Raw genomic sequence first — 12,865 nt, 5'->3', positions numbered from 1 at the left:
GCCCCGTCCTAGACCGAAGGCTCGGTCGCGACAACGGCTTCGCTCTCGCGGAAGTAGCGCACAAAGACAAAGCGCCGTCCGTCGGGCGCCCAGCACGGCACATTCAACGTGCCCTGCCCACCGAACAGCCGCACAAGTGTCTTTGGCTCGCCACCCTCAATGGGTATGAGCCGAAGCTCCACTTCGCGTCCGAACGGATGGCCTTCGGTGCCTTCGGGATAGCTGAGGTACACAACGTGCTGACCGTCCGGCGAAGGATGTGGAAACCAATCGACACGCGCCCCGTGCGTCATCTGTTGCGGGTCGCTGCCGTCTGGCCGGACCCGCCACAGGCTGGAGGGCAAATCGCCGCGTTCAGAATTAAACCAAATCCACTGACCGTCAGGTGTGATGTCCGGCCCATCATAGTGATGCGGACCACCGATCACGCGACGCTCCGCGCCGCCGTCGGCAGGTATCATGTAGATGCCAAAGGTTTCATCTCGCACGGCTGTATAAATCAGGTTTGCACTATCCGGCGTCCATGCGTGCCACCAGCTTGGAACATTTTGCGTTATGCGGGTCGGCGTGCCTCCGGCAGCGGGAAGGACATAGATACAGGCTTTCCCAGTCTCGACCTTGTCGGAGACTGCCATGAATGCGCCATCGGGCGACGGACCGTGATCATTGTTCAACTTGTGGAGCGGGCCCGTGTCGATCTGCGTCAGTTCAGCTGTCCGGAGGTCCAGACGGTAAAGCCTCCCCTCGCCGTTCACGATCAAGCCTGCGCCGTCCCGCGCCCAGTTGGGCGCTTCCAACATATTTGGACTGTCCAGCACAACCTTGGTGTCTCCGGTTTCCAAATCGTAAATTTCGACACTGCTGCGCATCGCTTTTCCTACAGTCTGACCCAGACCAAGATTAGCGCAAGCTGTGACCTGGGGCCAGAGTTGGGCTTGACAGGTTCACCGCAATCCGCACGAGCCTCTTCCGACAACATAATGATAATGCAGGAGCTTTCTGATTTATAAATGAATTAAATGAGTGTAAAACCCGGGCGATTGAGACAATAGTTTGACTGCACCCTCACTCTCGTGTTCGCGGCGTCGCATTTTGTCACTCGAAAGAATTGGCCTTAGGGACGCAACACGCGATCCCGGCGTAATTTTTCATCGCCCCCTCCTTGGCAAGCCGATCCGACCCGCCTATATATCGAGTGTCCTTTCGGGGACTATGAGCATAAACGCGCATGTAATAAACGGATCGGACCCGGGGGCGGTACCCGGCGGCTCCACCAAATATCTCTTCGTTTGAGGGATCTTGGGGCCGAAACAGGATCGACGAACGCGTAAAGATGTAGCTTTGCTTCGGTGAGATACCACCGTTATCGGTTCACAAAGTACAATTGCAAACGACAATCGTGCTCCGGTTGCTCTCGCAGCGTAAGCTGTTCGAGTAATCGAAACTTAAGCCCTTGCGCCTAGCAGCGTAAGGCGGGGTTCGCAGGTACCTGGCAACAGAAACCTGCACTTTATCCCTACCCCGCCAAGTTTATGCCTTCTTCTTAAAGACAGGTATTGACCGGCCTTGGCCCGCCGCTACCTCCGCTTCACCAGAACGGAGCACACAATGTCCGACATCGTGAACATACTCATTGCAGTGATGACCATCGCCTTTGGCGGTTTTGGGTTCTTCGCGCCGCGCTTTACCGCAAAGACATTGGATATGGCTCCCACTGCGTCGACGATGGGTCTGTCAGAGTACCGCGCATCAGCCGGCGGGTTGTTTGTGGCAGTTGGCCTTGTGTGCATCGCGACCGGTGCTGGCTGGGCCTACGCCATGCTCGGCGTGGCATACGCGGGTGCCGCCACCGGCCGCGCAGTCTCCATGATCCTCGACAAGCCGCCGCAGCCCAAGGCGCTTATGTGGTTTGCGCTCGAAGCGTTCCCTGCGCTTTGGTTGATCCTGGTGAACTGGCCCGACGCCTGATTTCTTGCGGTTGTTACACTGCCGATTTAACGCAGATGTATGACACCGCTTCGCGACATCTTTTTCAGTTTTGCCCGCATTGGCCTGCTGTCGTTTGGCGGACCTGCCGCACAGATCGCCCTGATGCACCGCACGCTTGTGCAGGAGCGCAAATGGCTTTCTGAGCAACATTTCCTGCGCGCCCTTAGCTTTTGCATGTTGCTGCCGGGACCGGAGGCGATGCAGCTTGCGACTTACGCGGGCTGGCGACTGCGGGGCACGCCCGGCGGATTGATCGCGGGCTGCTTGTTTGTGCTTCCCGGTGCGATCGTGATCGCTTGCCTTGCTTTGGCCTATGCTCAATTCAGCGCGCGCCCAGAGACCGCCGCCATCCTTCTGGGCATCAAGGCGAGTGTTATCGCAATCATAGGTCAAGCGCTGTACCGGCTGTCGCGGAAGGCGCTGCATGGCAAAATCGATCTGGTGATCGCAGGTTTGGCCTTTGTTGGTCTTTTCGTATTCAGTTTGCCCTTTCCGCTGTTAATGGGCCTTGCCGCGCTTTGGGGAGCACTGCGTCAAACCGGCCAGCAGACGGAAATCGCACCTGAAGACTACAAAAAGACGCGGCTCTTCACCGTCATTATATGGGTGGTGCTATGGCTGACACCCCTGCCCGTCCTGTGGCTGTCCGGCCAGACGTTGCTTTTTGACCTCGCTGCGTTCTTTGCAAAACTCGCTGTGGTGACATTCGGCGGCGCTTATGCGGTGCTCGCCTACATGGCCCAAGAGGTTGTGGAAGTCCGCGGCTGGCTGACCGCGCCAGAGATGATCGACGCGTTGGGGCTGGCAGAAACGTCCCCCGGCCCGTTGATCCTTGTAACGCAATTCGTCGGACAACTGACCGGACAGGCCGCAGGCGGCACAAAGATGGCGCTCGCGGCCTCCGCCCTGACGCTGTGGATGACCTTTGTGCCGTGCTTTTTATGGATCTTCGCGCTGGCCCCACATGTCGAAAACCTGTTGCAGCGCCCGCGCTTGCAATCGGCGCTCTCCGCCATCACCGCCGCAGTGGTCGGTGTCATTGCCAATCTGTCGCTTTGGTTCGGGCTGAACGTCCTGTTCACGCCGCATTCCGACGGCCTCCTGCCCGATCTGGCGACGCTCAGGCTCGACGCATTGGCATTGGTTGTACTTGGCGCGATGCTGTTGCGCTTCAAAACCTCTGTGCCACTTCTGTTGGCAATTTGCGCGGCCGCAGGTTGGGGCTTGGGTCAGGCGGGATGACCCCCCTTTCGTTCCGCGCCAAAACCAATATGATAGGGCCAACAAAACCAAAGGCAGACCTCATGTCCGACAGTATCGATTACGGCAAGCTGATGCACCGCGCCATGCGGGGGCTGATCTACGAAGTCCTGCAAGGTGTGGCCGCTGACGGCCTGCCGGGCGATCACCACTTCTTCATTACGTTCGACACCACCCATCCGGATGTTGAACTGGCGACCTGGCTGACGGACCGTTATCCGGGCGAAATGACGGTGGTTTTGCAGAATTGGTATGACGATCTGGATGTGCGCGAGGACGGCTTCTCCATCACTTTGAATTTTGGCGATGCGCCAGAACGTCTGGTGATTCCCTATGACGCGATCCGCACCTTTGTCGATCCGTCTGTGGAATTCGGGCTCCGGTTCGAAAGCCAGGAAGTCGACGACGAGGATGACGACGACCCGACACCGCCGGATGATGGCCCTGACGGACCTGACAGTGAGCCCGTGCAGCACGATGCCGAGGTCGTCAGCTTGGATCGCTTCCGGAAGTAACCACATCTAAAGCTTGGCGCAGTAAAAACATCCCGATTGGTTTCAGTCGGGATGTTTCGTTTGAGCTCTATCAATTTTGATGCGCTGGATTACGTTGCGCAGCCGGTCTTTGTGCTCCGGCCCGACAAGGATGGCAGGCCGGTCTACATCTTCTGGAATCGCGCCGCCGAAAACCTAAGCGGACACAGCCGTCACTATGTGTATAACAAGACCGCCCGCGACATCTATCCCGGCGCCTTTGGCGAAGGTGCTCAACGGCGACACGAGGAAACCCTGCACAGCAAGCAGGCGCAATCCTATGACATAATGCTCTCTATCGACGATGAACCAATCGAAGTGCGCGTCACTCTGCACCCCGTCTTGAACAATGACGACTCTGTGCTGGCCATCGTGGGAACGTCAGTCGTTCTCACGTCGCTGCGCGCCTCCCAACAACTTGAGCTGGAGACATACGCCATGATTGAACGCGCTCGCGACGAGATGGAGCGCTATCTCGCATTTGCCGCCCACGACCTGCGCGCACCGATGCGCCAGATGGCTGGACTGGCAGAGATGCTTCAGGAAGAATTGCCGGCCGATGCGAACGAGGCCCGTGAGTTGGCCAGCATGATGGAGCAGGTCAGCCAAAAGGCTCAGGAACTGATTACCGACGTGTTGAAATTCAGCGAAGCGACCAATGCCACGGTAAAGGTCGAGAGTTTTGACCTGCGGCTGCTCGCACGGGACATTTTTACGGTGCTGGACCCCGCGCAGCGACATGATCTTGGCTCTGACGGCGGACGGATCACCGGTGATCGCACAGCGGTTCAGATCATTCTGCGCAACCTCGTCGACAATGCGATCAAGCATTCGGAAAAGGATCGCATCTGGCTGCGCATTCAGCTGGACGATACTGGTGACGGCCTGGACTTGCTGGTGCTCGATAATGGGCCGGGATTGCCGGAGGGCACCTTGGATTTCCTCGAAGGAAAAAGCTACGAGTACGGTCAAGGTTTTGGCCTGCTGGGCCTCAGGCGCCTTGTGCAGATCCGTCAAGGCACCATTCAGGCAATGAACCGGCCTGAGGGCGGCACTATGTTCCGCATCCATTTGCCTAATTTGCGCTATCAACAGGCGTTGGAGGCAGGTTGAAAAACAAGGGTCACTTCTCCTCCAATTGGGGCATGGCCTCGCGTCAGTCTGTTGGGTAGACCTGTACGCAAAGCCGGATTGCCCAAGGGCACATTTTGGGGTATCCGGCATACAATCGCATACACATGCTCATCGCTTCCAATTGCAGGAGAGCCCCATGACCGCCACCCGTACCGAAACCGACAGCTTCGGCCCGCTCGAAGTCCCCTCAGAAAAGTATTGGGGCGCGCAAACTCAACGTTCGATCATGAACTTCCCCATCGGTTGGGAAAAGCAGCCGGTGGCCATCGTCCGCGCACTCGGCGTGATCAAGAAAGCCTGCGCCATCGAAAACAAGGCGACCGGCAATCTGGATGCCAAACTGGCCGACGCCATCATTCAGGCCGCTGGCGAAGTGATCGAGGGCAAGTTCGACGACAATTTCCCGCTTGTGGTCTGGCAGACAGGCTCTGGCACGCAGTCGAACATGAACTCCAACGAGGTGATCGCCAACCGCGCGATCGAGATTCTCGGCGGCGTGATCGGCTCCAAGGATCCGGTGCACCCGAACGATCATTGCAACATGGGCCAGTCGTCCAATGACACGTTCCCGACGGCCATGCACATCGCCTCTGCCATGATGGCACGCGACGTTCTGATCCCGGGCTTGACCAAACTGGCCGAAGGGCTTGAGGCCAAAGCGGATGAGTTCAAGGACATCATCAAGATCGGCCGCACCCATACGCAGGACGCAACGCCGCTGACACTGGGGCAGGAATTTTCCGGCTACGCCATGCAGATGCGCAACGGCATCAAGCGGATCGAACAGGCGCTGCCCGGCATCTACGAACTGGCCCAGGGCGGCACCGCCGTGGGCACCGGTTTGAACACCGTCGAAGGCTGGGGCGAAGCCGTCGCCGCTCATATGGCGGAGATCACCGGCCTTCCCTTTGTCACGGCCCCCAATAAATTCGAGGCACTGGCGGCGCATGACGCCATGGTCTTCATGTCTGGTGCCTTGGCGACCACCGCCGGTGCCATGTACAAGATTGCCAACGATATCCGCTTCCTCGGGTCCGGCCCGCGCTCCGGTCTGGGCGAGCTGATCTTGCCCGAAAACGAGCCGGGGTCGTCGATCATGCCGGGCAAGGTGAACCCGACGCAGGCCGAGGCCATGACGCAGGTAGCCGCTCACGTGATGGGCAACGATGCCGCGATCAAATTTGCGGGATCGCAAGGCCATTTCGAGCTGAACGTTTACAACCCGATGATGTCCTACAATCTTCTGCAGTCCATGCAGCTGCTGGGGGATGTGGCCGACAGCTTCACCGAGCGGATGCTGAACGGGATCGAGGCCAACGGCCCGCGCATCGAGAAACTGATGACCGAGTCGCTGATGCTGGTGACGGCGCTCGCGCCCACAATCGGCTATGACAACGCCACAAAGGTTGCGAAGACGGCGCATAAGAACGGCACCACGCTGAAGGAAGAAGCCATCGCGCTGGGATTTGTCGATGCGGAGACCTTCGACAAAGTGGTGCGTCCCGAACAGATGGTTGGCCCCAAAGCCAAGTAGGGCCCCGAGGGTCCATCCCTCACGACCCCCGTTGGCTTTACCATGACACAGCAAATAAACGCGTCCCGAGAAATCGGGACGCGTTTTCCTTTGGCGCAGCTTTCACCCGCGATAACGTGAGGCGAATTCGCTTGAAATGCGGCGGCGCAGTGCGATGTTCCAACGGATGAAAAGACGCGCGTTCCTTGCCTCCGCCCTCGCTCTGCCTGCCCTGCCCGGCTTGGCACAAACGGATCCGTTTGCCGCTTTTGCCGAACGATACGATCAGTTCCGCTCCATCATGGTGCAACGCGGGGATGACAGTCTGGTGGCGGAAACCTTCTCTGGTCCCGGATTGGATGCGATTGCAAACATCAAGAGCTGTTCCAAAAGTCTTGTGGCGCTTCTGCTGGGCTGCGCCATTGATCGCGGCGAAGTGGCCTTGGAGGACACGCTGGCCGAGGTCGCGCCAGGCCTTGTTCCTGCGGACGCGGCGCCAGAGGTCGCAGAGATCTCGCTGGGCGATCTTGCCTCCTTGCGGGCGGGATTGGAACGCACGTCGGGGCCGAACTACGGCAGCTGGGTCGCCTCCAGCAATTGGGTGCGCGATGCGCTGTCACGCCCCATGGTGGCAGAGCCGGGCGGGCCGATGCTGTATTCAACCGGGTCGACCCATGTGCTTGGCGCGGCTTTGGCTGAGGCCACCGGGCAAAGCCTTCTGGCGCAGGCCCGCACGCGCATTGGGAAGCCTTTGGGCATCGACGTGCCGGCGTGGACCCGCGATCCCCAAGGATACTACATGGGTGGCAACCAGATGGGGCTGACACCGCGCGGAATGCTGCGGGTTGCGGTGATGATGCGTGACGGCGGACGATTCGCCGGGCAACAGGTTGTTTCAAAGGATTGGGTTACTCGTTCAACCCAGCCTCTGACGCGGTCTCCCTATTCCGGTCTGTCCTATGGGTACGGCTGGTTTTTGAGCGCCTCGGGCTGGGTTCTGGCGCGAGGCTATGGCGGGCAGATCATCGCAAGCCACGCCGAACGCGACCTTGCAGTGGCGATCACATCGGACCCGAACCGCCCGGCTCGGTCCGGCGGATATTTCGGCGCGCTCATGAGCCTGCTCGACGGCCCTATCCTGCGCATTTGAATAAATCATGATGGACCATGCGCATGTTGCCGCGCTATCCTTGCTTCATGAGCAACATCGTGAACCTCAACACCTTTCGCAAACAAAAGGCCCGTGGCGCCAAGCGCACCGAGGCAGACGCCAACGCCGCGCAGCACGGCCTGTCCAAGGCACAAAAGGCCCTCGCCAAGGCGCGTAAGGACAAGGCGGACAAGGACCTCGACGGTCACGAAAGCGAATGAGCGGCCGGCCGATCAAACATTCGCTGACCTTGCAGGGGCATCGCACGTCAGTCTCTCTGGAGGATGTGTTCTGGCGGGAATTTCGCCGTATTGCGGAAGAGGAAGGCATGGCTCTGAACGCGCTTGCCGCCGCAATTGACGAGGCCCGCGATCCAGATGTCGGCCTCGCGTCCTCCATCCGGGTTTATGTCCTTCATCGGCTGATCGAGCAGCGCGACGCCCGCCCCTAAGGGTTCGCCGGAAAGACAAAGCACCGGTCGCGGCGCAGCGTCAGCCACATGGGCGTGCCGACCTTCGGCAGGAACACATTGGGTACAGTGGCCTTGAGCACCTGTTGATCGTGGTCCATCAGAAACTCCACGAGGCTTTCCGACCCCATGAAACGCGCCCGCCGCACCACGCCCCGCGCCGGAGTGCCCGCGATGACTGTCGGATGCGGTCCTTTGCCACCACGGTCAAAGTCGATGCCCACGTGTTGCGGCCGAAAGACGATGTCGACCTCTGTTCCATCGGCAACACCCGGCGCCATGAACTGGCCAAACGGTGTCTCGGTCAAAGCGCCTTGGACCCTGCTCCTCAAAACATTGATATCACTGAAGAACGCCATCGCACCCTTATCAGCAGGCGCATTGAAAATGTTATAGGGCGCGCCCTGCTGAACGATGCGCCCGTCACGCATCAGCGCGATCTCGTCCGCCATGCGCATGGCCTCTTCGGGCTCGTGCGTGACCAGCAGCACAGCTGCCCCTGCTTCTTTCAGCAGGTCCAGCGTTTCGTCCCGAATCCCGTCGCGCAGCCGGTTGTCCAGGCCGCTGAACGGTTCATCCATCAGCATGATCTTCGGCTCTGGCGCCATGGCACGGGCCAGAGCGACGCGCTGTTGTTCCCCCCCTGAAAGGTGGTGCGGATAAAAGTCGATGTAATGCGCCAGCCCAACACGGTCGAGCAGCCGTGTCGCCGTGGCCCGTTTTTCCGAGGCGCTGGTCCGCAGACCAAAGCTGACGTTTTCGCCGACGCTCATATGCGGAAACAACGCGAAGTCCTGAAACATCAGGCCGATGGAGCGACGTTCCGGCGGGATGCGAAAGACCGTATCGCAGACCAGGCTGCCATCGACGTGAATGGTGCCTTCATCCTGCGTATCGACGCCCGCGATCATGCGCAGCGTGGTGGATTTTCCGCAGCCGGAGGGACCGAGCAAGCAGGTCACCTGCCCCGGCGCGATAGACAACGACACGTGATCCACCACCGTCTGGCCGTCGAAGCGACGGACAAGGTTGCGGATTTCCAGTCTCGGGGGAACGTGGGATGCGCTCACGCGGTCTCTTTCTGATCGGACTGAGCAAAACGCTCGGGATTGATCCGGGAGGTATCAGCCCGCGCTGTGGCCCGCAACCCTGCGGCCGCCCATGAAAACTGCGGCAAATCCAACGATCAGCACCACGACGCAAATCACGAAGAGCTGCTCATATTTGTGACCTTGAGGCAGAATCGCGGCGACGACCGCACCCTCGCGCAAAAAATACACGCCCGCGCCGACCACGGCGGCGCCCCATGCCACAAGATAGGACCAAAGCGCCACGGGCCGGTTCATGACCAGCCCGACAAAAAGCACGGGCGTCAAAAACATGCTTGCCGTTCCGCTTACGGCGACGGCGTCGAACAAGGCTTGATTGCCCCAAAGCGTCAGACCGGTGCCAGCGATTGCAAAAACCGCCATGACCAAGCGCCCGCCCACCATGCTACGCGGTGCAATGCGCATCTCCTCGACGCCGAGGCGCGCGGCGGAGGACAGGGCAGAGTCGAGCGTCGACAGGGCCGAGACCAGCAGCGACAACATCAGCGCGGCAAAAATCGGGCCGGGAAACATAGCGGCCCATGTGCCAATAAGTTGGCCCTCATAGGCGGCGCCCATCAGGCTGGCCTGTATGCCGAACAGACCGAATGCCAGGATACACAGCGCCGAAATCCAGAATGCATGCAGGAACGACAGCCACGTGGTGCGCGTGTCGGCAACAAAACCGCGGTCCATCATCACCGGATCATGCGCCGGATAGGAAAACACCTGCAACGCGGCAACCACCAGCAACACCCACCCAAGGTAGCCACCAGATTGGCCCGGCGCGGTCAGAGCGGCGGACAGCGAAAATTCCGGCGACAGCAGCAACGCCACAAAGGCGACCCCAAAGACCACGAGAAACAGCAGCATCTGAACGACATCCGTGCGCAGCGCCGCCGCCAGCCCGCCCCAAGCGGAATAGGCCAGCGCAAGCACCGCCACAGCCAACACAGCCCAGACATCCGAGCCCGGCAAAAGCGCAGCAAAGATCAGCCCGACCACCACGAGGTTGGCAAAGACTTCGGACAACAAACGCAGCGCGATGACGAGGTTGTAGGTCACTCTGCCCGCTGCGCCGAACCGCGCGCCGAGCCAGTCCTGTACAGACACGGCCCCGGTGTCGCGCAGACGGTCGACGATAAACCCGCCGGTCAGGAACGAGCCGTAGTAAGCGGTGTAGGCCAGCACCCCGGCGATTCCGTAGAAATATCCAAGGATCGCAGCATTCATAAGAGAGCGTGCAAAGATCCACGTGGTGACCTGGCTCAAGACCAGCGTCCAAAGACCGGGCGCGCAACCATCCGCGCCCTGCCCGCCAAAGAACCCCGCCTCGGTGACGCGTTTCGGCGCAGCCAGCAGGCTGAAGGCGACAAGAACGGCGAAACCGCCAAGTATCAAAATGGGAGACATAGGGACTTCCTGCGTACGAATTCCGTACCGGCTTAGCCCAGGCATGGGGTCAAAGGAACGCTGTTTCAGGCCCTTGGCGCGAACGTGACTTGGCGTCAGCCCGGCTGGGACAAGGCCTTGGCCAGTCGCGGCAAACGGGCCTTTTTCAGCAAAGCACGCATTTCCCAGTCTTTGCCGGAAAGCTGACAAGCGGTGGCCAAAACCCTGTTGCCCACGTCTGCCACCAGTTCGGGATGCGCCTGCCAGAACCCCAGCAAAAAGGCATCGGGATCGACGCGGGACAGCCCCTCTTCGGCGAGCGTGCCGCGCGGAAAGTCCGAGGCGTTCATGGTTACGATCACGTCAGCGCTGCCCGCGATGGCGGCAGCGAGCACATGCACATCCGCCGGGTCCGGCAGCCACAGGCGGCTTTCGAGCGAGGGATTCCAGGTGATCTCGGCCTTGGGCCACGCGGCGCGGACCAAAGCGATTTCGCCCCGCGCCTGAGGTTCGCCCGTTGGCCCCAGCTTGCGCGCGGCCCGTGCCCATTCCTCAAGAATGCGCTCCGACCATTGGGGGGTGTACAGCCCCTGCCCCGCGACGCCCAAGAGCACCTCGCGCATGACCGTAGGGAACATGACGCAGGTGTCGAGGACGGCGCGCATCTGGCTCACAGGCGGAAAACCAGCGCCTTGAGATACCCGGATTCAGCCAGTTGCGGCAGCAGAGGATGGTCCAGACCAGCGGTGCCGCTGTGCAGCAGCTGTGCCCGCCGTCCTGCACGCCCGATGCCCCGCAAACAAGCGCCGGTAAAGGCGTTCATGTCAGCCGCATGCGAACAGGAGCACAACACAAGATAGCCATCCTCGGCCACCAAAGGCGCGGCGAGCCGCGCGATGCGCTCATAGGCACGCAGGCCCTTTTCCAACGCGGCTTTGGCCGGAGCGAACGCGGGCGGATCACAGATCACCAGCTCGAACTTGGCCTCTTCTTCTTTCATGGCTTCCAGCTGGGCAAAGGCATCGCCTTGACGCGCCTCGAACCGGTCGGTCGCGCCCATGCGCGCCGCACCTTCGGCGGCCAGCGCCAATGCCGGGGCAGAGCCGTCGACGCAGGTCGCCTTTGCCGCGCCCCCCGCCAGCGCCGCCAGACCAAAGCCGCCAACATGGCTGAACATATCCAGCACAGAAACATCTTTCGCCAGTTTCGCGACAAAAGCATGGTTGTCGCGCTGGTCAAAGAACAGACCGGTCTTTTGCCCGCCGGTCAGATCCGCCATGTAAATCGCGCCGTTCATTTCCACCGGCACGGCCGCGTCAGGCGCAGAGCCACGCAGCACTGCATCGGCATCATCCATGCCCTCTAGTGTACGGCCGCGCCCGCCGGAATTTTTCAGCACATTCGTGACACCCGTCACCTGAACCAAAGCGTCCGTCAGCATGTCCAGATGCGCCTCAACCCATGCCGCGTTGGGCTGGATCACGCATGTATCGCCAAAGCGGTCGATGATCAGACCCGGCAGACCGTCCCCCTCGGCATGAACCAAACGGTAGAACGGTGCATCATAAGCCCGCTCGCGCAGCGACAGCGCCTTGCTCAGGCGGGTGGTGAACCAGTCAGCGTCAATGACGGCTTCCGGATCACGGTCGAGCATCCGCGCCACGATGCGGCTGGCGGTGTTGACCGCGACAGTGCCCAGCGGCGTGTGGTCGTTGTCTTCGAGCGTGGCGATGGTGCCGGGCGCGATGGCTTTGGACCGGCGGTCCATCACCAATTCATTGTCGAACACCCACGGCGAACCATGGCGGATCGCACGGGCGTTCGCCTTGGGCTTCAGTCGCAGAATGGGGCGGGCACCAACAGGTGAGGCGGAGGCTGTCATACCTCTCGCCTTACCCCGCTTTCTGCCGAGATAAAAGCGTCTCTGAACGTCTCTTTGAGCCGCTTTTGCAGAAGGTCGGATCCGTCAGTGGGACGGGTCGGGCCAATGTCTTTGCCTGCCCAGCCAACCGGCCGCGCCGGAATCCGAATCTCGCAACCTAAGATACCATCCGGCGCGGCCTTCACGTCCGGCACCCTTGCGACCATCACCGCCGCATCCATGGATACTGGAGCTGGATGCATTTCGAGGAAGGCTGCTAAGGTGTCTCTACGGCGGCAAAGGTGCGAGTCTCAGCCGGCCATCCGCTCAAAGGGCGCCGTCCGACTTACCGGCAAGGCCGCCATTGGGATGGCCCTGTCCTCTTGCTGACCTGCTGATCCGAAGCTCTGACAACAAACCGTTATCCCTTCAATCGCTTCTGTGTCGGGCGCGATTGCGACAAGAGCGGAAGAGTT

The 12,865-nt window shown here is 60.5% G+C and carries 13 protein-coding genes and 1 other RNA gene; 9 read left to right on the top strand and 5 right to left on the bottom strand.

What is annotated here, in order from left to right:
• Positions 1–8: 8 nt before the first annotated feature.
• Positions 9–869, bottom strand: a complete 861-nt coding sequence (locus GGQ68_RS07745) for a TolB family protein (RefSeq protein WP_183964659.1) — start codon at positions 867–869, stop codon at positions 9–11.
• Between the two features lie 289 nt (positions 870–1,158).
• Here GGQ68_RS07745 and ssrA point away from each other — a divergent pair.
• The 9 genes from ssrA to GGQ68_RS07700 all read left to right on the top strand — a co-directional run bounded on the left by ssrA (position 1,159) and on the right by GGQ68_RS07700 (position 8,030).
• Positions 1,159–1,510: a transfer-messenger RNA gene (gene ssrA / locus GGQ68_RS07740) on the top strand.
• 98 nt (positions 1,511–1,608) lie between these two features.
• Positions 1,609–1,968, top strand: coding sequence for a DUF4345 family protein (locus tag GGQ68_RS07735; RefSeq protein ID WP_183964657.1), 360 nt, complete (start codon positions 1,609–1,611; stop codon positions 1,966–1,968).
• 39 nt (positions 1,969–2,007) lie between these two features.
• Entirely contained in the window at positions 2,008–3,231 is a 1,224-nt protein-coding gene (gene chrA, locus GGQ68_RS07730) for a chromate efflux transporter (protein ID WP_183964656.1), read from the top strand.
• A 62-nt stretch (positions 3,232–3,293) separates the two neighbouring features.
• Positions 3,294–3,764, top strand: coding sequence for an SspB family protein (locus tag GGQ68_RS07725; protein WP_183964654.1), 471 nt, complete (start codon positions 3,294–3,296; stop codon positions 3,762–3,764).
• Positions 3,765–3,824: 60 nt separating this feature from the next.
• Positions 3,825–4,895, top strand: a complete 1,071-nt coding sequence (locus tag GGQ68_RS07720) for a PAS domain-containing sensor histidine kinase (protein ID WP_183964651.1) — start codon at positions 3,825–3,827, stop codon at positions 4,893–4,895.
• A gap of 157 nt (positions 4,896–5,052) precedes the next feature.
• Positions 5,053–6,450, top strand: coding sequence for a class II fumarate hydratase (gene fumC, locus GGQ68_RS07715; protein ID WP_183964643.1), 1,398 nt, complete (start codon positions 5,053–5,055; stop codon positions 6,448–6,450).
• A 154-nt stretch (positions 6,451–6,604) separates the two neighbouring features.
• Positions 6,605–7,579, top strand: coding sequence for a serine hydrolase domain-containing protein (locus tag GGQ68_RS07710; protein ID WP_246429295.1), 975 nt, complete (start codon positions 6,605–6,607; stop codon positions 7,577–7,579).
• Between the two features lie 17 nt (positions 7,580–7,596).
• Positions 7,597–7,800: a DUF4169 family protein gene (locus tag GGQ68_RS07705; protein ID WP_343055888.1), complete on the top strand. Its 204-nt coding sequence runs from the start codon at positions 7,597–7,599 to the stop codon at positions 7,798–7,800.
• Positions 7,797–8,030 (top strand): ribbon-helix-helix domain-containing protein, encoded by a 234-nt coding sequence (locus GGQ68_RS07700; protein WP_183964641.1) that lies wholly within the window; start codon positions 7,797–7,799, stop codon positions 8,028–8,030. Before GGQ68_RS07705 ends, GGQ68_RS07700 begins: the two co-directional genes overlap by 4 nt.
• Here the strand turns inward: GGQ68_RS07700 and GGQ68_RS07695 are convergent.
• The 4 genes from GGQ68_RS07695 to GGQ68_RS07680 all read right to left on the bottom strand — a co-directional run bounded on the left by GGQ68_RS07695 (position 8,027) and on the right by GGQ68_RS07680 (position 12,410).
• The gene (locus tag GGQ68_RS07695) at positions 8,027–9,118 is read right to left on the bottom strand and encodes an ATP-binding cassette domain-containing protein (RefSeq protein ID WP_183964639.1); all 1,092 of its coding nucleotides are present in this window, start codon (positions 9,116–9,118) and stop codon (positions 8,027–8,029) included. The two genes, GGQ68_RS07700 and GGQ68_RS07695, sit on opposite strands and share 4 nt — an antisense overlap.
• A gap of 54 nt (positions 9,119–9,172) precedes the next feature.
• Entirely contained in the window at positions 9,173–10,549 is a 1,377-nt protein-coding gene (locus tag GGQ68_RS07690) for a sodium:solute symporter family transporter (protein WP_183964637.1), read from the bottom strand.
• 95 nt (positions 10,550–10,644) lie between these two features.
• A complete protein-coding gene (locus GGQ68_RS07685; RefSeq protein WP_183964967.1) occupies positions 10,645–11,193 on the bottom strand; it encodes an RSP_2648 family PIN domain-containing protein in 549 nt (182 codons plus the stop codon).
• 5 nt (positions 11,194–11,198) lie between these two features.
• Entirely contained in the window at positions 11,199–12,410 is a 1,212-nt protein-coding gene (locus GGQ68_RS07680) for an RSP_2647 family RNA methyltransferase (RefSeq protein ID WP_183964635.1), read from the bottom strand.
• Positions 12,411–12,865: the final 455 nt, after the last annotated feature.

Origin of the sequence: Sagittula marina (assembly GCF_014196795.1) — a bacterium.
GTDB classification, from domain to species: Bacteria; Pseudomonadota; Alphaproteobacteria; order Rhodobacterales; family Rhodobacteraceae; genus Sagittula; species Sagittula marina.
Note: the sequence above shows the minus strand (reverse complement) of the source record. Positions and strands in the feature narration are given on the sequence as shown.

Excerpts from the sequence above, each read along its gene's own strand:
- GGQ68_RS07745 (WP_183964659.1), bottom strand. The coding sequence starts at position 869 with ATGCGCAGCAGTGTCGAAATTTACGATTTGGAAACCGGAGACACCAAG.
- GGQ68_RS07735 (WP_183964657.1), top strand. The coding sequence starts at position 1,609 with ATGTCCGACATCGTGAACATACTCATTGCAGTGATGACCATCGCCTTT.
- chrA (WP_183964656.1), top strand. The coding sequence starts at position 2,008 with ATGACACCGCTTCGCGACATCTTTTTCAGTTTTGCCCGCATTGGCCTG.
- GGQ68_RS07725 (WP_183964654.1), top strand. The coding sequence starts at position 3,294 with ATGTCCGACAGTATCGATTACGGCAAGCTGATGCACCGCGCCATGCGG.
- fumC (WP_183964643.1), top strand. The coding sequence starts at position 5,053 with ATGACCGCCACCCGTACCGAAACCGACAGCTTCGGCCCGCTCGAAGTC.
- GGQ68_RS07710 (WP_246429295.1), top strand. The coding sequence starts at position 6,605 with ATGTTCCAACGGATGAAAAGACGCGCGTTCCTTGCCTCCGCCCTCGCT.
- GGQ68_RS07705 (WP_343055888.1), top strand. The coding sequence starts at position 7,597 with ATGCGCATGTTGCCGCGCTATCCTTGCTTCATGAGCAACATCGTGAAC.
- GGQ68_RS07700 (WP_183964641.1), top strand. The coding sequence starts at position 7,797 with ATGAGCGGCCGGCCGATCAAACATTCGCTGACCTTGCAGGGGCATCGC.
- GGQ68_RS07690 (WP_183964637.1), bottom strand. The coding sequence starts at position 10,549 with ATGTCTCCCATTTTGATACTTGGCGGTTTCGCCGTTCTTGTCGCCTTC.
- GGQ68_RS07685 (WP_183964967.1), bottom strand. The coding sequence starts at position 11,193 with ATGCGCGCCGTCCTCGACACCTGCGTCATGTTCCCTACGGTCATGCGC.
- GGQ68_RS07680 (WP_183964635.1), bottom strand. The coding sequence starts at position 12,410 with ATGACAGCCTCCGCCTCACCTGTTGGTGCCCGCCCCATTCTGCGACTG.